This window comes from Bradyrhizobium sp. GW821-FHT13H06 (genome assembly GCF_058803975.1).
In genome coordinates, this window is the sequence record NZ_JBXAPN010000002.1 from 725,401 (window position 1) to 749,589 (window position 24,189).

General features: G+C 58.1%; 22 protein-coding genes. 6 read left to right on the forward strand and 16 right to left on the reverse strand.

Annotation, left to right across the window (positions count from 1 at the left end; genetic code table 11):
- The first annotated feature begins 194 nt into the window (after positions 1-194).
- Both AC1RQP_RS10350 and AC1RQP_RS10355 read left to right on the forward strand, forming a co-directional pair.
- Positions 195-1,352, forward strand: a complete 1,158-nt coding sequence (locus AC1RQP_RS10350; RefSeq protein WP_492936826.1) for an acyl-CoA dehydrogenase family protein — start codon at positions 195-197, stop codon at positions 1,350-1,352.
- Between the two features lie 94 nt (positions 1,353-1,446).
- Complete coding sequence (locus AC1RQP_RS10355; protein ID WP_492936827.1) at positions 1,447-2,091, forward strand: TetR/AcrR family transcriptional regulator; 645 nt, start codon at positions 1,447-1,449, stop codon at positions 2,089-2,091.
- 321 nt (positions 2,092-2,412) lie between these two features.
- Here AC1RQP_RS10355 and AC1RQP_RS10360 read toward each other — a convergent pair whose 3' ends face one another.
- The 7 genes from AC1RQP_RS10360 to AC1RQP_RS10390 all read right to left on the reverse strand — a co-directional run bounded on the left by AC1RQP_RS10360 (position 2,413) and on the right by AC1RQP_RS10390 (position 10,671).
- Complete coding sequence (locus AC1RQP_RS10360; RefSeq protein ID WP_492936828.1) at positions 2,413-3,249, reverse strand: NUDIX hydrolase; 837 nt, start codon at positions 3,247-3,249, stop codon at positions 2,413-2,415.
- 177 nt (positions 3,250-3,426) lie between these two features.
- Positions 3,427-5,094 carry a flavin-containing monooxygenase gene (locus AC1RQP_RS10365; RefSeq protein ID WP_492936829.1) on the reverse strand — a complete coding sequence of 556 codons (1,668 nt, stop codon included), beginning with the start codon at positions 5,092-5,094 and terminating at the stop codon, positions 3,427-3,429.
- A 102-nt stretch (positions 5,095-5,196) separates the two neighbouring features.
- On the reverse strand, positions 5,197-5,703 hold the full coding sequence (locus AC1RQP_RS10370; RefSeq protein WP_492937139.1) for a hotdog fold thioesterase: 507 nt from the start codon (positions 5,701-5,703) through the stop codon (positions 5,197-5,199).
- 178 nt (positions 5,704-5,881) lie between these two features.
- Positions 5,882-7,018, reverse strand: a complete 1,137-nt coding sequence (locus AC1RQP_RS10375) for a nitronate monooxygenase (protein ID WP_492936830.1) — start codon at positions 7,016-7,018, stop codon at positions 5,882-5,884.
- A gap of 66 nt (positions 7,019-7,084) precedes the next feature.
- Positions 7,085-8,272: a cytochrome P450 gene (locus tag AC1RQP_RS10380; protein WP_492936831.1), complete on the reverse strand. Its 1,188-nt coding sequence runs from the start codon at positions 8,270-8,272 to the stop codon at positions 7,085-7,087.
- An 80-nt stretch (positions 8,273-8,352) separates the two neighbouring features.
- Positions 8,353-9,447: an acyl-CoA dehydrogenase family protein gene (locus tag AC1RQP_RS10385; RefSeq protein WP_492936832.1), complete on the reverse strand. Its 1,095-nt coding sequence runs from the start codon at positions 9,445-9,447 to the stop codon at positions 8,353-8,355.
- 3 nt (positions 9,448-9,450) lie between these two features.
- On the reverse strand, positions 9,451-10,671 hold the full coding sequence (locus tag AC1RQP_RS10390) for an acyl-CoA dehydrogenase family protein (RefSeq protein ID WP_492936833.1): 1,221 nt from the start codon (positions 10,669-10,671) through the stop codon (positions 9,451-9,453).
- A 228-nt stretch (positions 10,672-10,899) separates the two neighbouring features.
- Here AC1RQP_RS10390 and AC1RQP_RS10395 point away from each other — a divergent pair, with 228 nt between their 5' ends.
- The 4 genes from AC1RQP_RS10395 (at position 10,900) to AC1RQP_RS10410 (ending at position 13,751) form a co-directional block, all read left to right on the forward strand.
- Complete coding sequence (locus AC1RQP_RS10395) at positions 10,900-11,208, forward strand: hypothetical protein (protein ID WP_492936834.1); 309 nt, start codon at positions 10,900-10,902, stop codon at positions 11,206-11,208.
- 64 nt (positions 11,209-11,272) lie between these two features.
- The gene (locus AC1RQP_RS10400; RefSeq protein ID WP_492936835.1) at positions 11,273-12,424 is read left to right on the forward strand and encodes a thiolase family protein; all 1,152 of its coding nucleotides are present in this window, start codon (positions 11,273-11,275) and stop codon (positions 12,422-12,424) included.
- A 4-nt stretch (positions 12,425-12,428) separates the two neighbouring features.
- Positions 12,429-12,854: a Zn-ribbon domain-containing OB-fold protein gene (locus AC1RQP_RS10405; RefSeq protein ID WP_492936836.1), complete on the forward strand. Its 426-nt coding sequence runs from the start codon at positions 12,429-12,431 to the stop codon at positions 12,852-12,854.
- Positions 12,855-12,884: 30 nt separating this feature from the next.
- Positions 12,885-13,751 (forward strand): HTD2 family dehydratase, encoded by an 867-nt coding sequence (locus tag AC1RQP_RS10410; protein WP_492936837.1) that lies wholly within the window; start codon positions 12,885-12,887, stop codon positions 13,749-13,751.
- A gap of 50 nt (positions 13,752-13,801) precedes the next feature.
- On the opposite strand, the gene AC1RQP_RS10415 is transcribed toward AC1RQP_RS10410, so the two are convergent.
- From AC1RQP_RS10415 to AC1RQP_RS10455, 9 genes are all read right to left on the reverse strand, one after another.
- A complete protein-coding gene (locus tag AC1RQP_RS10415) occupies positions 13,802-15,037 on the reverse strand; it encodes an acyl-CoA dehydrogenase family protein (RefSeq protein WP_492936838.1) in 1,236 nt (411 codons plus the stop codon).
- A 14-nt stretch (positions 15,038-15,051) separates the two neighbouring features.
- Positions 15,052-15,912, reverse strand: a complete 861-nt coding sequence (locus tag AC1RQP_RS10420) for an enoyl-CoA hydratase/isomerase family protein (protein WP_492937140.1) — start codon at positions 15,910-15,912, stop codon at positions 15,052-15,054.
- A gap of 116 nt (positions 15,913-16,028) precedes the next feature.
- Positions 16,029-17,279, reverse strand: a complete 1,251-nt coding sequence (locus AC1RQP_RS10425; RefSeq protein WP_492936839.1) for an ABC transporter substrate-binding protein — start codon at positions 17,277-17,279, stop codon at positions 16,029-16,031.
- A 103-nt stretch (positions 17,280-17,382) separates the two neighbouring features.
- The gene (locus AC1RQP_RS10430) at positions 17,383-18,627 is read right to left on the reverse strand and encodes an ABC transporter substrate-binding protein (RefSeq protein ID WP_492936840.1); all 1,245 of its coding nucleotides are present in this window, start codon (positions 18,625-18,627) and stop codon (positions 17,383-17,385) included.
- A 41-nt stretch (positions 18,628-18,668) separates the two neighbouring features.
- On the reverse strand, positions 18,669-19,487 hold the full coding sequence (locus tag AC1RQP_RS10435) for an ABC transporter ATP-binding protein (RefSeq protein WP_492936841.1): 819 nt from the start codon (positions 19,485-19,487) through the stop codon (positions 18,669-18,671).
- A 7-nt stretch (positions 19,488-19,494) separates the two neighbouring features.
- Positions 19,495-20,568, reverse strand: coding sequence for a branched-chain amino acid ABC transporter permease (locus tag AC1RQP_RS10440; RefSeq protein WP_188103029.1), 1,074 nt, complete (start codon positions 20,566-20,568; stop codon positions 19,495-19,497).
- Positions 20,569-20,571: 3 nt separating this feature from the next.
- Positions 20,572-21,459 carry a branched-chain amino acid ABC transporter permease gene (locus AC1RQP_RS10445; protein WP_492936842.1) on the reverse strand — a complete coding sequence of 296 codons (888 nt, stop codon included), beginning with the start codon at positions 21,457-21,459 and terminating at the stop codon, positions 20,572-20,574.
- On the reverse strand, positions 21,459-23,384 hold the full coding sequence (locus AC1RQP_RS10450; RefSeq protein WP_492936843.1) for an AMP-dependent synthetase/ligase: 1,926 nt from the start codon (positions 23,382-23,384) through the stop codon (positions 21,459-21,461). The genes AC1RQP_RS10445 and AC1RQP_RS10450 overlap by 1 nt, the downstream gene beginning before the upstream one ends.
- The gene (locus tag AC1RQP_RS10455) at positions 23,374-24,168 is read right to left on the reverse strand and encodes an ABC transporter ATP-binding protein (protein ID WP_492936844.1); all 795 of its coding nucleotides are present in this window, start codon (positions 24,166-24,168) and stop codon (positions 23,374-23,376) included. Before AC1RQP_RS10455 ends, AC1RQP_RS10450 begins: the two co-directional genes overlap by 11 nt.
- Between the last annotated feature and the right edge of the window lie 21 nt (positions 24,169-24,189).

Genomic DNA, 24,189 nt, shown 5'->3' on the forward strand with positions numbered 1-24,189 from the left:
CAAACGCAGCCGAAAAGGCAAAGCATCGAATATGAATTGACCACAGCGTCAAATATCCTAATATGTGGTTGAATACGGAAGATCTGCAGCTCTCCGTGAGCAACGTCTATCACGGGTTTCGCGCGATCGCGAAGCCACGTCGCTCCAACAACGCTGACAATCTCCGATGACGACGGGCAAAAGGGGGATCCGGGATGGCACGGGCCGAGAGCAAATCTTTTTCGTTCCTTACGGACCAGCAAACGATGGTTCGCGACGTCGCGCGCGATGTTGCGGCCGACGCTATCGCCCCCACGGCAGCGGAACGCGATCGCACCGCGACGTGGCCGCACGCCGAATTGAAGGCTCTCGCGAATCTTGGCTTCATGGGCATGCTTCCGTCCGAACAATATGGCGGCTCGAACGCGGGGTTTGTGGCCTATTGTCTGGCGCTGGAGCAGATCGCCTCGGCTGACGCGGGTGTCGGCACCATTTTCCACGTCCACAACGTCACCGCCTATACGATCGCCTTGCGCGGCAACGAAGAACAGAAGCAGAAGTATCTGCCGCCGATGCTGCGCGGCGAGAAGATCGGCGCGTTTCTTCTCACTGAGCCGCAAGCCGGATCGGATACCTCCGCATTTCGCGCCACCGCGCGCCGCGACGGCGACCACTTCATTCTCAACGGCACCAAGCAGTTCATCTCCAACGGGAGCGAGGCCGGCACCACCATCGTGCTCGCTCGCACCGATCCGCAGGCCGGCAAACGCGGTTTCACAACCTTCATCGTCGACCCTACCTCACCTGGCTACAATATCGCGCGTGTGGAGGACAAGCTCGGCCAGCGCACGGCCCATGTCGCTCAGATCCAGCTCGACAATCTTCGCGTTCCGGCGGAGAACGTGCTCGGCGAGGTCGGCGGTGGCTACCGGATCGTCATGGGCGGCCTGTCTGACGGACGGATTGCGATCGCCGCGCAGGCGGTCGGCGTTGCTCAGGCAGCGCTCGACGCTGCGATCCGCTACGCCAACGAGCGTGAGGCCTATGGCAAGCCGATCGTCGAACTACAGGCGGTGAGCTTCCATCTCGCGGAGATGGCTGCTCAGGTCGACGTCGCGCGGCAATATTATATCCACGCCGCGCGGCTTCTCGAAGCCGGAGCATCGTGCGCCAAGGAAGCGGCCATTGCCAAGCTCGTTGCTTCGGAGATGGCGGAGAAGGTCTGCTCGGACGCCCTGCAGATCCACGGCGGCTATGGCTACCTGAAGGATTTTCCGGTCGAGCGCTACTATCGTGACGTTCGGGTCTGCAAGATCTATGAAGGAACCAGCGATATCCAGAAACAAATCATCGCACGCAGCCTTTCGGCCTGACGTTCCAAGAATTGACTTTAAGGCAATAGTTTGACTATGGAGACCTAAGCATCGCGAATCGTTCTTATATTCCCCGGATACTCGGCATGCTCTCATGAAGAAAGCATCGACGGCAAGGCGCGGCCGCCATGCCTCCGCCTGGAAAAGCGTCGTCCTGAGCCGAGAACAGCAGTTCTCGCTCAAGCGGGGTGCGCTGCTTCGTGAGGCCGGCCGCGCGTTCAGCCTTCGCGGTTATCACAACACCTCGCTCGAGGACGTGGCGAAGACCTTAAACGTTACGAAAGCTGCGCTCTACTACTATGTCAAAAATAAGCAAGAAATTCTCTTTGAATGCCACATGATGTCGCTCGACTTCGGCGACGAGGCGATGAGGTATTGCGAAGAGCATGGCAAGACCGGCCTCGAAAAAATTCTGTTGCTTATCGACAAATACGTCAAGACCATCACCAGCGAGATGGGGTCTTTCGCTGTGCTCGGCGAATACGATGCGCTGGAGCAGCAGAACAAGGCCATCATTGGCAAGCGTCGCGACAAGTTCGACCGCGGCTTCCGAAAACTGATCTCGGAGGGTATCGCTGACGGCACGGTGCGCCTCGTCGATCCAAAGCTGACGGTGTTTTTCTTCATGGGATCTATCAACTGGATGACCCGGTGGTTCACGCCGGAGGGGCCCCTCACAGGCGAACAAGTTGCCCGGCAGCTTGTCGATCTAATCGAGAAAGCCCTCTCGAGCCACTGATCGCTCCACGAAAACCCACTTCGAGGCAACGACGACGACATTTCCAGCGTTATCCTCGACGGGGGGAAACGACGCTAGCGGGTTCGTAGTAGAGACAAAGTCTGGTCTAACGATTGAATTTGGTTAGCAGTTACAAGGTTCGTAGGTCATGTGAGACTCGTCGCCGGAGTAAAAGCGGATCATCGGCTGGGACTGCCTTCGCAGGTGCGAATACACCAGCGCCCCGCTCTCTTCATCAGAAGGGCGCGGTTGGGATCGTCCTTCAACGACCTCGGTCCAGACCTCGTCCTGCATTACGTGCACACCTTGGCCCATCTCGCATCATGCTTCACTGTCCGCATCTAGCCTGAAGATGCGCGCGTTCTTGCCAGGGTCGCCGATGATCAGGAACTCTCCCGCACCGTATCCTGCCGCCACCGGAATACGCAGAATTCTCCCCTCTTCGGTCGCGCGCGGTTCGGGTCTGACCGTCACAACCTTCGCACTCCGCGCCGCGGCAATCGCTTCTGTGACGGTTTGATGACGGCCCACCTTCTCGAGGTTTAATAGCGTCGGGAAAAGCACCGTCCGCCGATTCGCTTCGGCGTCATCACGTGCCCGGGCGGGTGTGAGCCAGACAGAGTCGACTGATTCGCGACCATCGTGCCGCAGGATATGATCAACCGGTGCTTCGGCGAGAAAGAAATGCGTGTCGAAGCGTTTCGGCATGTGCGGCGGCGTGATCCAATGAGCGAAAGGCACCAGTTGGTCCAAAGCCGCCACCAACCCTTCCCGTTCGATCATGTCGGCAAAGCCAAGCGTCCCCTTCTCAATCGCCTGGCGGTAGGCGCTGCCCAGTGCCTTGACGCGCGCACCGTCGATAAGCGGGCCACCGTGGGTTGTGCGTGCGAATAGAACCCCGCATTCTTCGAAAGCTTCGCGCGCCGCAGCTGCCATAAGGCCAAGCATCTCATCGCTGACCTCATCTGCGCCTTCGGCTAGGCTGCGCCATCGCGGGTCGAAGTCGGAGGGATTGACGGAACCGCCAGGGAACACCAAGGCCCCCGATGCGAACTCGATTTCATGGTGGCGAACGACCATAAATAGTTCAACTCCGTCTGCTCCATCGCGGACGAGCATAAGCGTCGCGGCGGCCCGTGGCGTAACCGGCTCGGTCATGCGAGGACTCCGCGGATGATGCCAATGCGGTCTGTCTTGGGCGGCTGTGCCATCGCGGGCGTCTCTTGAACAACCGTAGCGGAGAGCCATCCTACTGCTTCGGCGAAGTTACGCATGAAATGATGCAACATCGAACGCTCAATCCAGACCTTCCCGCACAATCTTGAACTCATTGGCTTAACCCTTTTGGTATGCGTCGGCTTGCCGTTCAGGCCAAGATAAGCTCGCTATATCCGCCGTCGGCGACCGCATTTGCCTTCTTGCGGAAGGCCGGCGCGCTGCCGCTGTAGCGGGCGACAATGCGCTTTTGTTTGCCCTCGACATTCTGGTTGATGCCGTCATCCAGCTATCCACCTCATTGGACAGCAAGCCCTCCCCGGTCTTTAGTACGAAATTCGTCCAATCCTCGACCGCCTCGTCGCGGGGTACCGCATAGGTGTAGCTGCGTTCGCGGAGAAACCGGATCAAGTCGGCTACCCAGAGAACATTGTACTCCGCCGAGCGCGGAATGTTGCCGAGGGCAGAATGCGGCCCGATGCACATGAACATATTCGGAAATTCCGCCACCATCATTCCGAGGAAGGTCTCGAGCGCCTCTCGCCATTTCTCTTTGAGCTTCCTGCCGCCGAGACCACGGATGTCGATGCGGTCGAAACTGCCCGTGATCGCATCGAACCCGGTCGCATACACGATAATGTCGACCTCCAAGCTGCGGTCGGCGAGTTCAATTCCCGTCGGCGTGATGCGCCGGATCGGGTTATGGAGAATGCTGACCAATTCCACGTTCGGCTGGTTGAACACCTCGTAATAGCAGGATTCCTGCGGCACCCGACGCGTTCCGAACCCATGATCCTTGGGGATCAGGAGATTGGCGACCTTGGGATCATGCACCCGCTCGCGGATTTTTCTGGCGACGAATTTCGACACTTCGTCGTTCGCGCGGCGGTCGGTCATCATGTCCTTGAAGCCGCCGACCCACATCGAAAAACCGGGTGTCTGATATTGCTTCTCCCAAAACGCCTCCCGCTCCTCGGGTGACAGCTCGAATGTGGTGCGGCCATCCGGCGTATGCAGGAATCCGGCCGAGGTCTGGTCGCATAACGAGAACATCTCGGGATACCATGCGCGCAGCCGCGGCATCTCCTCTTGCGAGATCGGCCGGTTGTGCAGCGGCTTGCACCAGTTGGGGCGGCGCTGGAACACCGTCAGCGTCTTGGCGGTCTTGGCGATCTCGGTGATCACCTGCACCCCACTCGCTCCCGTGCCGATCACCGCGACGCGCTTGCCCTCGAAGGTCACCGAATTTTTCGGCCACAGTCCTGTGTGGTAGGCCTCGCCGGCAAAACTCTCCCGCCCCGGCACATTCGGATAGGTCGGGGCCGAGAGCGGGCCGACCGCCGTGACGAGGAAGCGGCAGCTATGGCGCGAACCGTCCTCAAGGATCACATTCCAGGAGCGGCTGTCCTCACAATAATGGCACGCGGCCACCTTGCTCGAGAAGCTGATGCTGCGGCGCAGATCGAACTTGTCGGCCATATAATTCAAATAGCGCTCGGTCTCCGGCTGGGCGGCGAAGTGCTCGCTCCAGTCCCACTCGTCCAGAAGTTCCTGGCTGAACGAGTAGGCGTAGGAGTAGCTTTCACTGTCGAAGCGCGCACCGGGATAACGGTTCCAGTACCATGTCCCACCGACGCCAGTGCCCATTTCTAACAGCTTGACGTTCATCCCGAGCCGATCGCGCAGGCAGTGTAGCTGATACAAGCCGGACAGGCCGGCTCCAACGATGATAACGTCCCAGTCCAGCGTCGCCGCCGCGGACGTTCTATCGATCATCTCGGTTTCCATCTTTGTGCTCCGGTAGTTTATCGCCGGAAGCTGAGGACGATCACGCCGGGGCGTGATCTCGTAGGCTTCCACTTGACGAACATGGGAATAATGACACGACGTTTACTGCTGTCTCCCAACCAGTGGATGGAGGGGCCTCCTCGCGAGTGAATTTCTACGGGAACGCGGAGATCGCCCATCTCCTGTTTCGGCGAAGTGTGATCGGACATCTTGCAACATCCGCATCTCGGTCTGAGCGCAATTATCCAACTCATCTATGGTAGCTAAAAGCTCGCCTTCAGCACTAACTACACGCGTTTCAGCGACGCTGATTTGACGCCCCAACTTAATTGGACGGCCGATCGCGCGCAGTAGGCCTGGGGTAGCCGGTCGATGGAAATCGACGTGCAGATTGACGGTTGCACGCCCTGTTCCCCCAAATGCCAGCACTGCATATAGTCCCGTCAAGTCAATTAAAGCGGAGACTATTCCATGCGCCGCGCTGAGTTTCGGATTGGACACTATTTCGTCGCGCCAAGGCATTTCGAGCGCTAGTTCGCCTGCATTTAGGCCAACCAAGTTGAGCCCAAGCCAACGATGAAATGGCGCAATCAATAAACGTTCACGCATCCGCTCGATGGTTGGACCAGCATCCTCATTAGCGCTCACGAAGGAACCTCCTAAGCAAGTCGACTGGCAGATGGATCGTCAGCATACGGCTCTTGACTCTACACGTTTCGATGAAGTGTTTCAGAATTGAGCCGAAAGCAGTTGCTACAGTTTGTATGACGCGGCTATGCTGTTTCAATCAATCATTCAAGGTCGACGTTAACCGCTCGACTGCTTCTACAAAGTCTCGTTTGAAATCCATAACTACGGATCGCGTCGACTGCTCAACATTCATGAGACCGACTGCCTGGCCCACGAAATAGGCAGCAAGTTCCTTTGCGCCGCTGTGGCCGCCTTCCGCAAGTTTATCGATCTTCGCAAACGGCGGGCGACTGAGCAGTCCCTGCAGCGGCATGGGAAGCGGATCAGGTGCATCCTTCGTACCCCAGGCATCCGACCACGCTGATTGCAGCTGGCGCGTTGGCTTGCCGGTTCGGCTGCGAGAGCGGACCGTGTTACGCGAGGTCGCCTCCAACATTTTCTCTTTGACAGTAGGTGTCGTCTCCGCCTCTGTCGTGGTCAGCCACACGGAACCGGTCCAGGCGCCCGCAGCCCCCATGGCCATACAAGCCGCCATCTGCCGGCCAGTCGCAATGCCGCCCGCCGCCAAGACATAGATATTCTTGTAGGGCTCGATCGCCTGAAGCACTTCGGGGATCAGCACCATCGTTGCGACCTCTCCGCAATGGCCTCCAGCCTCTCCGCCCGCGGCCACCAAAATATCGACTCCTGCCTGCGCGTGCTTGACAGCGTGCTCCCTTGCCCCGGTCAGCGCGCCGACCATGACGCCCTTCTTTCGAGCGCGGTCCATCACCGATTTTGGCGGCACACCCAATGCGTTCACAAAGAGCTTGATCGGATGTTTGAAGGCAACGTCAATGAGCTTTAGGGCACCAGCTTCCCGCATGTTGTCCGAGGAGCGGCCGTCGTATCCGCCTTTCCATAGATCAGATGAGTCGATTCCATGCCGATCGAGAAGATCTTCGACGAACTTGCGATGACCCGCAGGGATCTGTTCGCGAAGCTGATCGTCGGTCAGTGCACCTGACTTGTCCTCCATCTTGTTGGGGATCAGCAGGTCGATACCATACGGCTTGCCTCGAACCTTCTTGTCGATCCAATCCATTTCGATCTCAAGACTTTCCGGTGTCAAACCGACCGCGCCAAGGACGCCGAACCCGCCGGCATTGGTCACTTCCGCAACGACATCGCGGCAGTGGGTAAAGGCAAACAGCGGAAACTCTATACCGAGTCTGTCACACAATTCAGAGTTCATGTTGCGCTTCCCTTTTATGGTCGATCACGCCAAGCCAAAAGCCATCCCGTTTTCGCGGTCATCTTTCTATTCAAACCTCAAGGGCAGCACGCGGGGCCCTCTTACAGCACCTTCCGACCATCGTACGGCCTTGGGGTCCGCCAGATGAAACTCGGGAACGCGCTTGAGAAACTCCTCGACGGCCACGGTCAGCTCCATGCGCGCCAGATTCGATCCGATGCATCGATGAATGCCGAGACCGAAGGCGGCGTGTCGATTTTCCTTGCGATCGATGATGACCTTGTCGGCATCAGGAAACATTGCAGGATCGCGATTGGCAGCGGGGAACGAAAGCAGCACCATCTGACCCGCCTTGTACGGACAGCCCTCAACAACGGTATCCTTGGTTACCATGCGTGCCATCGTCACGGGCGAATAGGCTCGCAATAATTCCTCGATCGCCGTAGGCATCAGGGCGGGGTCCGCTGCAAGCCGGCGCCTGTCTTTGGGCGTTCTGGCCAGATGCCACAAGCAGGCCCCGATCCCGCTCCACGTCGTGTCAATGCCGGCAATAAGGAGCAGGCGCAGAGTTCCCAGAATGTGATTGTCCGTAAGAGGTTGCCCGTCGACACGAGCAGCAACAAGATAGCTGATGAGATCTTCAGATGGGGTCTTTCGGCGCCGTTGCACCTGTTCAAGGAGGTAGGCGGTCATTTCCTCCAGCGTGCGCACCATCGCTTCGTCATCGAGAACTGCCACCTCGACCAGCCCATGCACCCAGTCGCGGAATTTTTCACCATGATCCGCCGGCAGACCAAGCATTCGCGCGATCACAAGCACAGGGATATGTTGGGCATAGTCGAGCGCCGCGTCGCACTGGTTCTTTCCGGCGAACCGGTTTATCAACTCGTTGCAAATGGCGCGCGTTTCGGGAATCAGCTTGTCGATGGCTGCTGGGGTGAAAGGCGGTAACAGTACCATGCGCGCTAGGCGATGGTGTGGGGGATCGGAGGTGATGGGCGGCGCCGGCGATTTTACAGGTGGCGGGGTGGTGCGCACTTGCACACGGCGCGACGAGAAAGCTTCGGTGTCATATGCGATCTTGCGAATGTCTTTGTAGCGGGTAGGCAAGTATACCCCCTGAAACCGATCCGTATGCGCAACGGGGCAAGAGCTGCGCAGCTCGGCCCAGATTGGAAAAGGGTCCTCGATCCATCGCGGGTCGAGATGATCGAAGTCTGTTGCCCAATCCTCGACGGGTGGACGGATATTCATCTTGCCTCTCTGGCGCTGAAGGGTGTCCGGCGGTCCGGCAACGGCGAGCGCCGACCGAACCGAATTGCCAGATTTCTAACTCACACGGTCAGCCAACCCTGCACGGCTGCAGCCTCCTGCCGACAGTGCTCCGGCGCTCCCAACATCTGACGATTAAACGCAACGCGCTTGAACCAATAGTGCAGGCCAAGCAGGTCGGTGAATCCCATCCCGCCATGCACTTCCGTGGTCAGACGCGCAATTTCCCTGCCGACCTCGCCCAGATGGGCCTTGGCTTGCAACGCCATGATGCGAGCTTCCTCGGGCACTGCATCTTGCGCATGCGCTGCGTACCAGACCAACGCTCGACACGGCTCCAACATGGTCACTAGATCTGCAAGGGTATGCTTGACGCCCTGGAAGGAACCGATGACGCGATTGAACTGAACCCTCTCTTTCGAGTAAGCAAGCGCTCGGTCGAACATGGACTGCGCTGCCCCCAGTGTATCTGCCGCGAGGACAACTCTTCCTGCATCAACCACACGGGCGGCGACTACCCGGGCATCATTGCCGGCGTCCAGAATGATCGCTCTTGCATCATTGAGCGCGTAGCTCGATACCGGACGGGTGCGATCGAGGCTTCCGCGCATATCGATGGCGACTCCCGTCTCAAGGGCATCGACGAGAGCTGCGCGACCATCGGGCAGAAATACGAGGACGTGAGATGCGGCCCCGGCATCAAGAGCTCCAGTCAGAAGCCCGCTGATCCGATCGCCGTCGAGTTGCACCGAGGCGTCACCTGTTTGTCCGACTCCGCCAGCGAATGCGACGCTTGTTCTAACTTCGCCGCTCGCCATCCTGGGAAGCCACTCGGCTTGCTGCGCCTCGCTGCCTGCAGACATCAGCGCCAGCGGCGCCATGACCACGCTCGCCGGGAAAGGCACTGGTGCCACATGATAGCCCAGGCTTTCGGCAACAACGGCGGCATCCAGCAAGGCTAGTCCACTACCGCCGAATCGCTCCGGGACCAGAAGTCCTACGATACCCTGCCCGACCAAGCTCTCCCACAGCGTCGCATCAAATCCCATGCCGATCTCGGCAATCTTACGCAACCTTCCGATAGAAAGCTCTTCTTCGAGAAGGCCGCGCAGCGAGTTCTCGAGCATCCGCTGCTCGTTGCTAAGACCAAACTCCATGGCTCATTCCTTAGGGCCAGATCTGATATTGGCCGAGGGCTCGCGAGGCAAGCCAAGCCCGCGCTCGCCGATGATGTTCCTCTGAATGTTGGACGAACCACCGCCGATGATAAGACCGATATCGTACATGTTGTCGATCTGCCACGTCGTGGCCTCATCGTCCTCCAACGCCTCGCCCTTCGGCTCATATGGCAGACCGGCTGCGCCAAGCACATCGACGGCGAGCGAGGAGAGACGATACGCGACCATGGTGCCGTTCAGCTTGACGATCAGGCGCCTGACGCCGGATTCTTCGCCTTTGGCCTGCTCACTCAACAACCGGAGACCGTGGAACTTCGACGCCAGGACTTCACCCTGAATCCTGAGAAGCCGATCACGATACTCCGGAATTTGAATTGTCGGCACACCCTCCAGAGAAGTCTTCTTCATGAGCTCGATAACCCGGGCGAGCCGATAAGTAAGCTTGTTGGGATCACCGAGAAGGAGACGCTCGTACTTTAGGGTCACATTTGCGACGTGCCAGCCGTCGCCGCGCGTCATCACTATCTGGTCGATTGGAACACGCACATCAGTCAGGAACGTCTCATTAAATTCGGCGCGCCCCGTCATTGTTACCAACGGGCGAACGTCGATGCCAGAGCTGCTCATAGGAACCAAGAGGTATGAGAGTCCACCATGCTTGCCCTTTTCTGTCTCGGTACGGCACAGCAGGAACATCATGTCGGCGAAGTGAGCCGAGCTAGTCCAGATTTTTTGGCCATTGATGATAAAATGACCATCCTCGACTCGCGCATGTGTCTTTGCGGCGGCGAGATCCGAGCCAGAACCCGGCTCTGAGTAACCCTGACACCAGATGACCTCGCCGCGGATGGTCGGACCGACCCATTTCGCGCACTGCTCTTGGGATCCGACCTCGAGGAGGGTCGGAACGAGCATCGATATCCCTTGGTTCATGATGCCAGGGGAAACACCGGCCGAAGAAAACTCGTCGGCTATGATCGCCAGCTCCATCACGTCCAGCGGCAACCCAAAACCGCCATACTCCCTGGGGATATTGCGCGCGAAATATCCGTGCTGGAGAAGTAGATGCTGCCACTCCAGCGCCCGCTTGTCAGGCCGTTTGCGGCCGCCACCCGTTCGCGGCGACAAATGGCCGTGGCTTCTCACGAAGCTGCGAACCTCCTGCTGCAGCGCTCGATATTTGGGACCATAGCTCAAATCCATGAGCGTCCTCCTCCGTGCGCGCTCCTTTGCGCCAAGCTAGTTGCGCTGCAACAAACCTTGCCCGTCGCCCTCTCGACATCGCACAAGAATTCGCGATCCCGACCGCGCCTCAACTCACGATTGTGCAGGCCGCCGACAGCCTCATATTTGACTTCATGGCGCAACAATTCTAACGTTTGTTCGGTTTATATTCTTACTTCCCACGACCGGCGTCAAGGAGATCGCTCCGTGGATTTCAATCTATTCATGTACTGCACGATTGGCCGGCCGCAGGAGCTCAAAGCTGGCATGGCCGGCAAACGGTCCAAGCTCTATCAGTGCATGTTGCAAGAGATCGCAGAGGACGTCCGGGTCGCGGAACAAGCCGGTTATACCGGTTTCGGATATCCCGAGCACCACCTGCAGATCGAAGGCTTTGAGATCGCCAATGAGCCCACCGCTAAGGCGTATTCCGGTGAACGAGTGTTTCCTGCTCATTCCGCAGGGCATTCACGAGCGCGGCCAGGTTCTCGGCTCGCAGAAGCTTTTTGCGAATGAAATCGCGCCAAGATTCGCCCGTCGCTAGGACAACTGCCCCGCAGTGCATTCGAGGAGACGAAAGATGGCATTGAAGGAACGGGTCGCCATAACCGGCGTCGGCGAGACGGCCTACGGCCGCAACTCCGGAAAAAGCGTGCTCGCTCTCCAGCTCGAAGCCTCCCTGAAGGCCATCGAGGATGCCGGACTGTCGCCAAGAGACATAGACGGGATCATTCCCTATTCGAATTCGGCGGTCGTCGCCGAGGATTTCGTGACGAACTTCGGCATCGAGGATCTTCGCTTTTCGGCCACGACGCCTCTCGGAGGCGCGAGTTGTGTGGCCGGAATTCAAGCCGCGCTCCTGGCGATCGGTGCGGGTCTTTGCAATCATGTCCTGCTGCCGATCGGACGGAACGGCTCGTCTGCAGGCCGTATCGGCACACGCGTGCAGCAGATGCCACAGTTTAAGGTAGTCGGCGAATTCGAGATGCCAATCGGGGCAATCGCGCCGGCGCAGCTCTACGCCCCGATGGCACGGCGGCATATGGAGCTCTACGGCACGACAAGCCGCCAACTCGGCGAGATCGCCGTGTCGACACGCCACAACGCGACCCTGAACGGCAATGCGATGATGACGAAGCCTGTCACGATCGAAGATCATCAGAATTCGCGCATGATCTCCGATCCGCTGCGGTTGCTGGACTGCAGTCTCGAGAGCGATGGCGGTGCTGCAATCGTCGTCAGCGCTGCCGAGCGCAGCAGAGATTTGCGCCAGAAGCCGATCCTCGTCATGGGCGTCGCCGAAGGACATCCCGACTCTCCGAGTTCGATCACCCAGCGTCCCGACATGACGCGTTTGGGCATTGCCAAAGCCGCACCCAAGGCGTTTGCGATGGCGGGCGTTACGCCTCGGGAAATTCAGGTGGCCGAGATCTACGATTGTTTCACCTATGTCGTTCTCTGCCAGCTGGAAGACATCGGCTTTTGCAAGAAGGGTGAGGGCGGGCCGTTCGTCGAGAGCGGCGCCATACGACTTGGCGGCAAGCTGCCGGTCAACACGCATGGCGGCCTGCTGTCCCAAGCGCACATGGTCGGGATGAATCATGTAGTCGAGCTCGTGAAGCAGCTCAGGGGTAGTGCCGGAAAGGCCCAGGTAAGCGGCGCCGAGCTGGGTCTCGTCTCCGGCTACGGCGACATGGGCGACGGGTCGATCGCGATCATGAGGAGAGGCTGACGGCATGACCGGCGACACCTATTCGAAGCTCGTGCCCGAGCCGACACCCGACTCGATGCCCTACTGGAACGGCCTTAACGAGGGGAAGCTGCTGCTCCAGGAATGCGCACGTTGCTGGAAGGTCCGGCATTATCCCCGGCCGCTATGCGATGCATGCCATTCTTTCGAAGGCCGGTGGGTCGAGGCATCGGGGCAAGGTACAGTTCACAGCTGGACGATTACGCATCATCCGTTTCACGACGCTTACAGGTCCGACCTGCCCTGCACGCTGGTGACGGTCGATCTGGAGGAAGGCGTGCGCATGCTGGCGCGACTGCATGCGCCGGCGGACACACGGCTCCAGATCGGCATGCCCGTCCGCCTCGTTTTCGAGAAAGCAAAACCCGGCCTCACGCTGCCCGGATTCGTTCTCGCAGCGCCCGCGACCTGACATGCCTGTACCCAGCCCGGGAGAACGATGATGGCCGCCGAAATCGACATTGACGGCTTGCGCAAGCACATAGGCACGAAGATCGTGGAAGAAGACGAAGCCACGCGAGCGCCGCTCTTCGGGCTCGTGGCTGCCTTCGATCGAGACGATCGGGTACCCACCAAGGGTGAAGCGATTCCGCCCGGATGGCACCTCGCCTATTTCCATTCGTTCGCGCGCAGGGCGACGTTGGGCGAGGATGGCCTGCCAACTTCGGGAGGCGTCATTCCCGACGTGCCGTTCCCGCGACGCATGTACGCGGGTACGAGTCTGACATTTCATCATCCGCTCCTCGTTGGAGACGCCCTCAAACGTGAGACGGAGCTGACGGACATGACCTTGCGTTCCGGCAGTACGGGCCCTCTCCTCTTTGCCACGCAAACGCGGCGCATATTCTCGCCACGCGGCCTCGCGATCGTGGAGGAGAGTTACACCGTGTTTCGCGACGCGGTGAAGCCGGGGGAGAAAAGCGGGATACCGAAGCGAGACACGCCGCCCGCCGATCTACCGTGGGCGCGGCAGATCACGACGGATCCGGTATCGCTCTTCCGCTATTCTGCTGTGACCTTCAATCCGCATCGTATTCACTACGATCGGACTTACGCGATGACCGTGGAAGGTTACCCCGGGTTGGTGGTGCACGGCCCTTATTCGCAGCAATGTCTCATCGATCTCGCTCGCGACAACAATGCGAGCAGGACTATCGCCTCGTTCACACAACGCGCGCGCGCACCCTTGTTCGATGCCGTGCCGTTCGACGTCGCCGGACGCCCGGTCGACGGTGGCGCGGGCGCCGAGCTGTGGGCAATGACATCGGGCGGAACCATCGCCATGGAGGTGCAACTGCGGTTCACCTGACCGGTTTGGCCGCGGGAACCGACGGCGGACACGTCAACTTCCGCTTGGGCCTAGAGATCGACGTCGCCTGCCAGTAATCGCTGGGCAATCATCCGCGTCAGGATTTCATTGGTGCCGTCGGCAATGTTGACGATCCGAAGGTCTTGCCAGGCGTGAACAAGACCGATTTCGTTCGTCAATCCCATGCCGCCGTGTGTCTGAATTGCGCGATCCACGGCGCGAAATCCGGCTTGTACCGAATAGGCCTTTGCCATTGAAAGCTCCTTCGGCGCCTTATCGCCGCGGTCGAGGAGCATCGCTGCATTCAATCCCATCAGGTGCGCGGCATGCAATTCCGTGGCTGCCTCGGCTATCGGGAACGAGACGGCTTGATACTCCGCGATCTTGGCACCGAAGGCCTCACGTTGCTGCGAATAGTCGATAGCCATTTCCAGCGCCCATCTTCCCTGTCCGACAGCCCGGGCGGCGTTGTAGACCCGACCCAGCGAGACTCCATAAAGTGCGATCTTGAATCCCTGGTCGATCTCGCCGACCAATTGCCAGGGCTGCACGTCGACATCCTCAAGCACGAGAGCGCCCTCGTGCCCCCCGGCGTGACCAAACAAGCGCACGACACTCTCAACATGGAATCCTCGTGCATCGGTTGGAACGAGAAATGCGCTGATGCCTCCAGCCTTTCGCGCGGCTTTCTCGACGTCGGTGATGGCGAAAACGACACACCATTCCGCGGTGGGCGCGTTTGTTGTCCAGAGCTTGCGGCCAGTGATTTTCCAGCCTGTTCCGGTCTTGCCAGCCCGCGTCTTGATCATGCTGGCGTCTGAGCCGGCTCCCGGCTCGGAGAGACCAAAGCACATTGATGTCTTCCCGGCCATCATGCCCGCCAGGCATCTCTCGCGGGCCTCCTCCGTGACCTGAGTGAGCAGTCGGCTGGGTCCGAAGGCCCAGTGAGCAATGACCCAGGGAATGATGACGCCCTGTCCTCCGAGCCGGCGATATATGGCCTCCCAGGCCACGTAGTAGACCAGATGCCCCAGCCCCCCTCCTCCGATTTCCGCCGGTGCGCACATCGCATAGAAGCCGGCTTCGGCCGAAAGCATCCTGACTTTTTGGATCAAGGTGCGTACTTCGGCAGAGTATCGACCGGTTTCGTCATACAGCCGTCGCTGATCTTCGAGAAGGGTGCGATTCCGATCGATCAGCGGCACGACCTGCGAATCGACAAAACGCAGGACGCCATCGCGCACTTCAATGACGTGTTCGGGAAGTTCAAACGCAACACTGCCCACTGCGATCGCCCCCGCTAGTTTCTAAAATAAGCAACGCGCTCAAGGAACCTTGCGTTCTGAGCTCTCGATAGGGCTCCAAGATCGCGGCCGCCCTTACCTACCCTGCCAGACCGGCTTCCGCTTTCGGCAAAAGCTCTAGGACCTTCAATTGCGTCTTGGCTGGCATAGACAACTTCGTGAAGGCGTTTACCCTCTACCAGTCCCTTGCGGCATCCGAGGTCCATTGTCGTGCGAACGCTGGCTTTGGCCGCAATGACAGACAATGGCGCACCGTTGGCGATGCGCCTAGCCAAATCCTTGGCACGAGAGCGCACATCGTCTGGTGTATCTTCAAGATAGTTGGTGAAACCATAATCGTGCAACCGCTCGATTGGCATGAGATCACCGGTGAGAACGATCTCCATGAGGATCGCCTGCGGTAGCATATAGAGAGCTGGAGCGGCCCACGGCGAGCCACGACCGATCTTGACCTCCGTGATGCCGGCCTTGGTTCCTTTGAGACCGACGCGCAGATCGCACATCAGCGATAGCATCATTCCGCCCGCCATCAGCGAGCCGGTCATCGCGGCAATGATTGGCTTGGAGCACGCGCACATGCGCTCGTGGAAAGGGTCGCGCATCTTGGACAGGATATCGACCTGCTCGTTGCGAGCGACCTCGGCGGCCTCCTTGAGGTCAAGCCCTGCGCTGAAGACGCCACAATCGGCAGAGGTTAGAATTACCGCTCGGATATTGCTGTCCGCTTCGATCCGGTCCCAGGCATCGGTCAGTCCATTGGCCGCGGCCACAGATAACGCGTTCTTGCGGTCGGGACGATTGATAAGAACGGTAGCAATAGCCTCGTCGACGCTGACTTCGATTGGACTATCAATCATGGAGTTCACTGGCTTTCGCGCTGAAGATGGGCAGTTCGGCGGCGGATGTCTTGTCCGCCGCCCAGGGGCGATTACACCCGCCGACGCGTAGGGTTTGAGCCAACGGGATCTCCGGATTACTCGACCTTAAATCCGGATGAACTCGTTTTCACGATCTGCCAGATCAGGTCCTGATAGTCCGCCAGCCAGCCGGTCTGCGGCACCCACTTCTGACCGTCCCACATCTCGATTCTTGTCTTGCCTCCGCCACCATGATCTTGAGCAGTGACAGTCACAGGGGCGAGAAGGCCATTGGCATCGAAATTCTTAAGGCTCTCATAGCCAGCCTTCATTGACGCGGCGGTCACCGGCCAACCGGCTTGTTTGACGGCATTCCGTGCAGCCTCAAAGGCAACCGAGTAGTTGGCGAGACCCAAATTGTAATACACATCTTTCAGGTTTTTCTCGGGGCCACTGCCTTTACCCTTCGCGTAAAGCTCGGCCATTATTTCCTTGATGATGGGAATATCCTGACCGCCGACCACGTTTGTGCCACGCTTGACGCCCTTGGCAACGTCGGGACCGATATTGGCAATATCCACCTCGTTGAGCCAGTTGACCGAAATATACTTTTCGATCGGATATCCGTTGCGCTTCATTTCCTTGGCCGCCACGACATGTCCACCCGCGAGCAGCCAGCTGATCATGAAATCAGGCCGGTCGCGCCTTACCTGTGTCCACGCGCTCGTCTGATCGCTGCCAGGCAAGGGCACCGGATAAAGTTTCAATTCGAAGCCTTCGCGTTCAGCAAGCGTCTTCAGGACACCGATCGGCTCCTGACCGAAGGGATAGTCGAGATAGATAAATCCGATCTTGGCCCCCTTCAAATCGCCGCCGCGCTGTTGTTTGATGTAGGCGATATCATTGGCGGCCTGCCCCCAATAGGTAGCACCCACGGGGAAGATTTGAGTGAACACCGAGCCGTCAACGGCATCACCGCGTCCGACTGACGACTGCATCAAAATGTTCTTGTCCTTCATGATACGCGGCAATACCGCGATCGACACCGGTGTCGACAGCATGTCGAATACGAACACGCCCTCACGTTTGAGCTTTTCGTAGCATTCGATGCCGCGTTGCGGCTCATTGCCGTGGTCCTGGACCACGATCTCGATCTTGTGCCCATCAATGCCACCTTTCATGTTCGTGAGGGTGGCGAGGTCCTGCGCAGCTTGCGCGACCTGTGGCGAAACAAAGGTGTAGGATTTGCTGAGATCGAAGCACAAGCCGAATTTAAGGGTGCTATCTTGAGCCAAAGCGTACGACGAGGCTGCGGCACTGAAGGCGGCAGCGACCACCAAGTCCTTTATCACTTTTCCGATTGACATTCTCACCTCCCAATCTGCTGGTTTCGAATTTGCATTGTGCCTTCTCTGCTTTCCCTCAGGGCTTTTTGTTCGACACGTTGGTCGTTTGTCATGTCGGCAAGCCCTAGTTGTGATACTCGGAGGAACTTTTTCTCACTACTTCCCAGATCAGATCCGTATAGGCTGCGATCCACTCTGTCTGGGGCACCCATTTTTCACCATCCCACATCTCGACGCGCGTCTTCCCGCCACCGCCGTGGTCGCTCGATGTCACAGTTACCGGTGCCATCAGCCCGTTGGCGTCATAGTTTGTGATGTTTTGCAGCCCTTCCCGCATTGCTGCAGAGGTAATCGGAGTGCCGTGCAATTTGGCAGCTTGGCGGGCGCCTTGAAGGATCATCGAGTACATCGCTAGTCCCGTGTTGTAGTAGACATCCTTGAGGTTCTTCTCTGGCCCACTGCCCCTGCCCTTTCTATAGAGTTCAGCAATGATCTCTTGAATCACCGGAACATCCTGCCCACCCGCAACGTTGGTGCCCCGTTTCAACCCCTTGGCTGCCTCGGGACCGATATTGGCAATATCCACTTCGTTCAGCCAATTGACCGAGATATACTTGTCCATCGGGATACCGTTGCGCTTCATCTCTTTGGATGCCACGACATGCGCTCCCGCTAACAGCCAACTGATGATGTGGTCAGGCTGGTCACGGCGCACTTGGGTCCAGCTGCCGGCCTGATCGTTGCCAGGGAGCGGCACTGGATAGAGCTTCAACTCGAAGCCCTCCACCTTAGCCAGCGTCTGGAGAATCGGAATCGGCTCCTGACCGAACGGATAGTCGAGATAGACGAAGCCGATTTTGACACCGCGGAGGTTGCCGGTGTGCACTTGTTTCAAGTAGGCAATATCGTTAGCGACCTGTCCCCAATAGGTAGGTCCCAGCGGGAAAACCCACCCGAACACCGCGCCATCCACGGCGTCGCCGCGGCCAACCAGTGCCTGGATGAGAATGTTCTTGTCCTGCATAACTCGCGGCAACATGGCGATTGAGACAGGGGTCGACAGCGTATCAAAAATGAAGACACCTTCACGCTTGAGTTTTTCGTAGCATTCGATGCCGCGTTGCGGCTCATTGCCGTGGTCTTGCACGATGACTTCGATCGGAGTGCCGCCGATCCCACCCTTGAGATTGGTGAGCGCGACCAGATCCTGTGCCGCCTGCGATACCTGAGGCGTTGCGAACGTGTAGGCCTTGCTCAAATCGTAGCAGACGCCGAGCTTCAGCGGTTGTTCGGCACGGGCCTGCGGAGCTATCGAAAGCGCCACGATGCTGGCGATTGCCGCAGCTGCAGAACATTTCGAAAATCGCATTACGAGTCTCCTCCGTTCACAACTGAACCGTTTCGTCCTGATCAGCTGAGCCAGCGTTTGCGTCTGCGATAGTGCTTGATGTCGTGAAAACTCCTGGCCTGGCCACCCCCAAGGTAAAATTCCTGAATATCGGAGTTTGCCTTGAGCCTCTCTGCTGTGTCGTGCATGACGACACGCCCGTTCTCGATCAGATAGCCATGCGAGACGATATCGAGAGCCGCGAGCGCGTTTTGCTCGACAAGCAGGACGGACAGGCCATGATCGCGATTGATGCGTTTGATGATTTCAAAAATCTCGGCCACCAGAAACGGAGCCAGACCCAGGCTTGGCTCGTCCAGCATCAGCAGGCGCGGTTGCGTCATTAAGGCTCGCCCGATTGCGAGCATCTGCTGTTCACCACCCGAAAGATATCCCGCAAGCGAGGACTTTCGCTCGCCCAGCCGCGGAAAGTAGTTGTAGATGCGAGCTTTTTCCGAGGCGACCCGCCCTCTCGACAATGACATCGGAGCGGCCGCCTCGAGGTTCTCATCCGGAGTTAGATGTTCGAAAACCCTGCGTCCCTCGATCACATGGCAAATCCCGAGTTCGACCCGCTCCTGAGGCAGACTGTCGCCGATCACTTTGCCATCAAAGCGGATCTCGCCCCGGCTTACCTTTCCGCGCTCCGCGGTCAGGAGGCCGCTTATGGCTTTCAATGTGGTACTCTTCCCGGCTCCATTGGATCCAAGAAGCGCGACCATTCCTCCGTGCGGCACCTCGATCGACACGCCCTTGATGGCAAGCATGACCGAATTGTAAAGCACCTCCACGCTGTTCATCGACAGGATCGGGCCGCTTTTGTGAACGTCTTCTGTTTTCATGTTGACCCTATTTCTTGAATTGGTCGAAGGGCCAGACCAGGAAATAGTCCCTAATATTGGCGTAGAGCTTTCCGAGCCCCAGAGGCTCAACCAGCAGGAAAATGACGATCAATGCGCCGTAAACGGCTGTGGGGATATGAGCGAGCGTTTCATTGCCGAGTGGAAGTCGAAAGAGAGCTGCAGCGTTTGCAAGGATTTCGTTGGCAATTCCCGGCATAAGGAGAATCAATGCCACTCCAAAATACGTGCCGATGATGCTGCCGAGCCCTCCGACGATGATCATGGCAAGCACCTGAATCGAAACATTGACCCCGAATTGCTCAGGCGCAGCCAGGAAAAAGAACGTCGCAACGAGAAGGGCGCCGCCAATCCCACCGATGAACGAGGATGTCGAAAACGCAATCAGCTTGTAGTAGAAGCTATTCACGCCAAGGATTGCAGCCGCATAGTCCTTTTCGCGCACGGCAACCAGGGCCCGTCCCAAGGCGGTTCGCTGCAGGTTCATCATGAAAACGGTCACCAACGCGCACCATCCGAGCGCCACGTAATATAACCCTCTGCCTGAAGCGATTTCCTGCCCAAGAAGCGCAAAACGAGGGGACTGGAGCGAGGCATGTGAGCCGCCAGATATCACAGGCGAGTGATTTAGCACCCAATCCATGATGAACTGCATCGCAAGCGTCACGATCGCGAGATAAAGCCCTTTCACGCGCAGGGCCGCGAACGCAAACAGGCTTCCTATCAAGGATGCGGCGAGGCCACCGATCAGAAGAGCAAATTCCCAGGGAATGCCGAACCTGGCTGCGTGGACGGCCGCATAGGCGCCCACCGCCATGGTCGCAGCGTATCCCAGATGCAGCTGCCCCGCCCATCCTGTCGCCAAATTGAGGCCGAGCGCCAGCGCCGTCCAGATCAACCAAGGCTGAAGGTAGCTGTTCAAATACAACGAACTCAACAGGAACGGCGCACCGATGCCAGCGATAGTAAGGACAATAAGCAGGTTCCGGTCCGTTGGCACCGGGAATAGCTTGCTGTCCGATAGATAGCTTTGATGACGAACGCCCGCGAGAGGATAGAACATGCGTCACACTCTTTCGATGTCATGGCGTCCGAAGAGTCCATGCGGACGCAACATGACGGTGAAGATCAGCACAGCAGCAACGATCAGATCACGGCTACCTCCTCCCACTATTGAATCGAGATAGGAGGAGCCTACGTTCTCAACGACCCCAAGGAAAATCCCGGCAAGAATCGCGCCGGCAATACTGTCAAGACCGCCCAGGACGGCCACCGTTAGTCCCTTCAGGAGGAGCTGCGAAAGCGACTGGTCGACGCCCTGGATCTCTCCCCAAATCACACCCGACGCAACGGCGACCACCGAAGCCATACCCCATGACAGAGCTACGCCGTGCTCAACAGAGATCCCGATCGACCAAGAAGCGATGTAGTCGTCCGAGATTGCACGCAATCGGATTCCGTGGCGTGTTCGGAAGAACAGAAGGAATGCCACAAAAAGTGCGATCGCGACACCGGCTCCAGCCAGATTGATGCGGCTCAGCAGTATCGGTCCAAGAAACAAGGGATCGTAGCTGATGCCCAGCTCCATCGAACGGGAGGTGCCGCCCCAGACTGCCAAGGTCGAACCTCGTATGAAGATGTCGAGACCGAGCGTCATCATCAGGATCATGACGATCGGACGTCCTGCCATGCGCCGCAATGCCACCTTCTCCACACCAAGACCGGCGAAAAACATGATGATGGTCGTCGCGACAATTGCCAGCCACAATGGGAAACCCAGCTGCCGGGACAAGGCCAGCACGACGTATGCGGCCAACATCGTCAATGCGCCTTGGGCAAGATTGGGAACGGATGAAGATTTGTAGATCAACACGAGCCCAAGTGCGAAAAGCGAATAAAGCAATCCGGTCAATGCGCCATTTACAGCGAGCTCACTGAGGTATGCGATGTCCATTAGACCTCCCGGATTACCAGCGTGCGCTCCACCAGCCCGACCTCGCCGCTCTCGTACGTCACCGCAGCTTTGACATGGATTTCTTTCGATCCATCATAAAGCGCGGCAATAACCGATGCGTATCGCTCTTCGACAACAGCGCGGCGGAGCTTGCGGGTGCGTGTTATCTCTCCATCGTCCGGGTCGAATTCTTTGTGAAGGCTGACGAACCGATGCAGCTTCAGTGATTCGGGAAGTGCTTTGTTGACTCGATGAAACGCGTCGCGGAGCAGACCAGCCATTTCGGCCCGTTGCGACAGGTCCGCGTACGAGACATAGGGCACAGCGTTGGTCTCAGCCCAATGCCCGGCGGCCTCCAGGTCGATGCAAACGATGGCTGTCAATTCGTCCCGACCGGCTCCGAAAACGGCTGCGTCCTTTATGTATGGGCTGAACTTCAGCCGGTTCTCTATGTAGTTGGGGACGTAACGCTCCCCTCTCTTGGTATGGACGACCTCTGACACACGCCCCAGCACGACAAGGTGGCCATCGTCTTCCAGATACCCGGCATCGCCTGTATGCAGCCAACCGTCTTTGAGCGCTTCCTTGGTTGCCATGGGATTGTTGTAGTACCCGCGAAACACGCTTTCTGCCTTCAGCAGTATTTCACCCGTGCCTGTCACCTTGACCTGAACCCCAGGAAGCGCTCTGCCTACGGTATGTAGCTTGACTTCATCGGCCGCCTGGATGGCGTTGAAGGCCGCATTCTCGGTCTGGCCATAGAGCTGCCGCAGCTTGATCCCCAGCGCACGGTAGAAGACAAACGTATCCTCCCCAATGGCCTCGCCGCCCGTGAACGCGCTCTTTAGTCGGCTGAGACCATACAGGTCTTTTACCGGTCCGAAGACAATGCGTTCGCCCAGCAACCGGCCCAGCCATTCCAGATGGCTACCCGTTTGCCCGTCGAGCTTTCGCCTTTCCCAGGCAATCGCTCTGTCCGTGAAAAAATGGTAGAGCCATTTCTTCAACGGAGTGGAGTTTTCGATTCCGACCTGAATGGAGGTCAGCAAGTTGTCCCAGCTGCGCGGCGCGGCGAGATAAAGGCTTGGCGCTATCTCGCGCATGTCGCGCAAGACGGTTTCCTGCCTTTCCGGTACATTGACCGTGAAGCGAAAAGCGATTGCGGCAGCAACGGTCAGGGCAAAATCTCCGACCCATGCCATCGGCAAGTAAGCGAGAACCTCTTCACCATAATTGAATGCCCCGCCAGAATATGCATTGCGAACTGCGGCGATGACATTTCTGTGGCTGAGCACGATCCCCTTGGGTTTACCGGTCGTGCCTGACGAATGAAGGAATATCGCCGGATCGTCCGGCGTTACGCGATTGACGATTCGCTCGCGCAGTTGTGGATCTGCCTTAAGGTTCGTCTTGCCTTTATCGTGAAGTTCCTCCCACGACAGGAGCCCCGGCGCGTCATAGGAGTTAAGACCCCTCTTGTCCTCGTAGACGATATATTCGATCGCACTGCCAGCCTCTCGCAGCTCTAGAAATTTGTCGACCTGCTCCTGGTCTTCGGCGAGCGCCGCCACAAGCTTCACTTCACCGACGAAATGGCGCAATTCGTCCAGTGTCGTCCCCGGGTAAGCTGGCATCGCGTACGCTCCCAGCATTGACGATGCAGTCATGCCTGCGTAAAGACGAGCGCGGTTATCGCCAAGGACCATGACCGCGTCGCCCGGCCGGACACCGAGGCAATCAAGGCCAGCAGCGCAAACCAGCACTTCATTGAAATATTCCGACCACGTCATCTCCTTCCAAATGCCGCGATGCTTTTCCCGCATCGCGATTTTGTTGCCGTGCTGAGCGGCGTTGTGAGCTAGAAGCCGCGGTAAGGTATCGTCTGCTGCACATATTTGCACGCTCACGGCTTTTTCATGCCGCATGACCGACACCAATATAGGCTTCGATGACCCGCTGATCCTTAACAACCTCCTTTGGTTTGCCCATTGCGATCATTTCTCCGTAGTTCAGTGCCAGCACGCGATCACAGATGCCGGTAATCACATCCATGCTGTGTTCGATCAACAAAACGCTCACACCGCGCTCCGCGCGCGCATCGAGAATGAACCTTGCCATATACTCCTTCTCCTCCTGGTTCATTCCGGCCATCGGCTCATCGAGGATAAGGAGGTGCGGCTCCGCCACCAACGCGCGTGCAAGCTCGACTCGTTTCTTCATTCCGATCGGAATGCCGTCGACGAGTTCGTGACGAACGCTTTCGAGTTGCAAGAACTCGATCACTTCCTCCACGATTTCACGGTTTCGCATCTCATCCGGACGCGCCAACCACCAGTACAGCGCCGTACGAATGACACCGGGACGCATGTGAATGTGTCGTCCAAGCAGAATATTGTCGAGCACACTCATGCCATTGAAAAGTGCTAGATTCTGAAACGTGCGGGCAACGCCTAAACCAGCCACCTTGTGAGGTGCCGTGCCTGTAATGTCCTTGCCGTCGAGTTTGATCGTGCCTTTGTTAGGCGGATAAAATCCGGTAATGGCGTTTGTCAGTGTGGTTTTGCCGCTACCATTCGGCCCGACGAGACCGAAGATTTCACCGCGGTAAATACTCAGATCGACACCGGTCACGGCAACAAGACCGCCGAAGCGTCGTTCAATGCCGGTGCATTGCAGGACCGGTCCCGCTTGGTGAAACTCTTTCGGCACGCAATCTTCCATCATACCAGT

Coding starts and splice junctions, on each gene's coding strand:
- AC1RQP_RS10350 (WP_492936826.1), top strand. CDS start 195: ATGGCACGGGCCGAGAGCAAATCTTTTTCGTTCCTTACGGACCAGCAA.
- AC1RQP_RS10355 (WP_492936827.1), top strand. CDS start 1,447: ATGAAGAAAGCATCGACGGCAAGGCGCGGCCGCCATGCCTCCGCCTGG.
- AC1RQP_RS10360 (WP_492936828.1), bottom strand. CDS start 3,249: ATGACCGAGCCGGTTACGCCACGGGCCGCCGCGACGCTTATGCTCGTC.
- AC1RQP_RS10365 (WP_492936829.1), bottom strand. CDS start 5,094: ATGGAAACCGAGATGATCGATAGAACGTCCGCGGCGGCGACGCTGGAC.
- AC1RQP_RS10370 (WP_492937139.1), bottom strand. CDS start 5,703: ATGCGTGAACGTTTATTGATTGCGCCATTTCATCGTTGGCTTGGGCTC.
- AC1RQP_RS10375 (WP_492936830.1), bottom strand. CDS start 7,018: ATGAACTCTGAATTGTGTGACAGACTCGGTATAGAGTTTCCGCTGTTT.
- AC1RQP_RS10380 (WP_492936831.1), bottom strand. CDS start 8,272: ATGAATATCCGTCCACCCGTCGAGGATTGGGCAACAGACTTCGATCAT.
- AC1RQP_RS10385 (WP_492936832.1), bottom strand. CDS start 9,447: ATGGAGTTTGGTCTTAGCAACGAGCAGCGGATGCTCGAGAACTCGCTG.
- AC1RQP_RS10390 (WP_492936833.1), bottom strand. CDS start 10,671: ATGGATTTGAGCTATGGTCCCAAATATCGAGCGCTGCAGCAGGAGGTT.
- AC1RQP_RS10400 (WP_492936835.1), top strand. CDS start 11,273: ATGGCATTGAAGGAACGGGTCGCCATAACCGGCGTCGGCGAGACGGCC.
- AC1RQP_RS10405 (WP_492936836.1), top strand. CDS start 12,429: ATGACCGGCGACACCTATTCGAAGCTCGTGCCCGAGCCGACACCCGAC.
- AC1RQP_RS10410 (WP_492936837.1), top strand. CDS start 12,885: ATGGCCGCCGAAATCGACATTGACGGCTTGCGCAAGCACATAGGCACG.
- AC1RQP_RS10420 (WP_492937140.1), bottom strand. CDS start 15,912: ATGATTGATAGTCCAATCGAAGTCAGCGTCGACGAGGCTATTGCTACC.
- AC1RQP_RS10425 (WP_492936839.1), bottom strand. CDS start 17,279: ATGTCAATCGGAAAAGTGATAAAGGACTTGGTGGTCGCTGCCGCCTTC.
- AC1RQP_RS10430 (WP_492936840.1), bottom strand. CDS start 18,627: ATGCGATTTTCGAAATGTTCTGCAGCTGCGGCAATCGCCAGCATCGTG.
- AC1RQP_RS10435 (WP_492936841.1), bottom strand. CDS start 19,487: ATGAAAACAGAAGACGTTCACAAAAGCGGCCCGATCCTGTCGATGAAC.
- AC1RQP_RS10440 (WP_188103029.1), bottom strand. CDS start 20,568: ATGTTCTATCCTCTCGCGGGCGTTCGTCATCAAAGCTATCTATCGGAC.
- AC1RQP_RS10445 (WP_492936842.1), bottom strand. CDS start 21,459: ATGGACATCGCATACCTCAGTGAGCTCGCTGTAAATGGCGCATTGACC.
- AC1RQP_RS10450 (WP_492936843.1), bottom strand. CDS start 23,384: ATGCGGCATGAAAAAGCCGTGAGCGTGCAAATATGTGCAGCAGACGAT.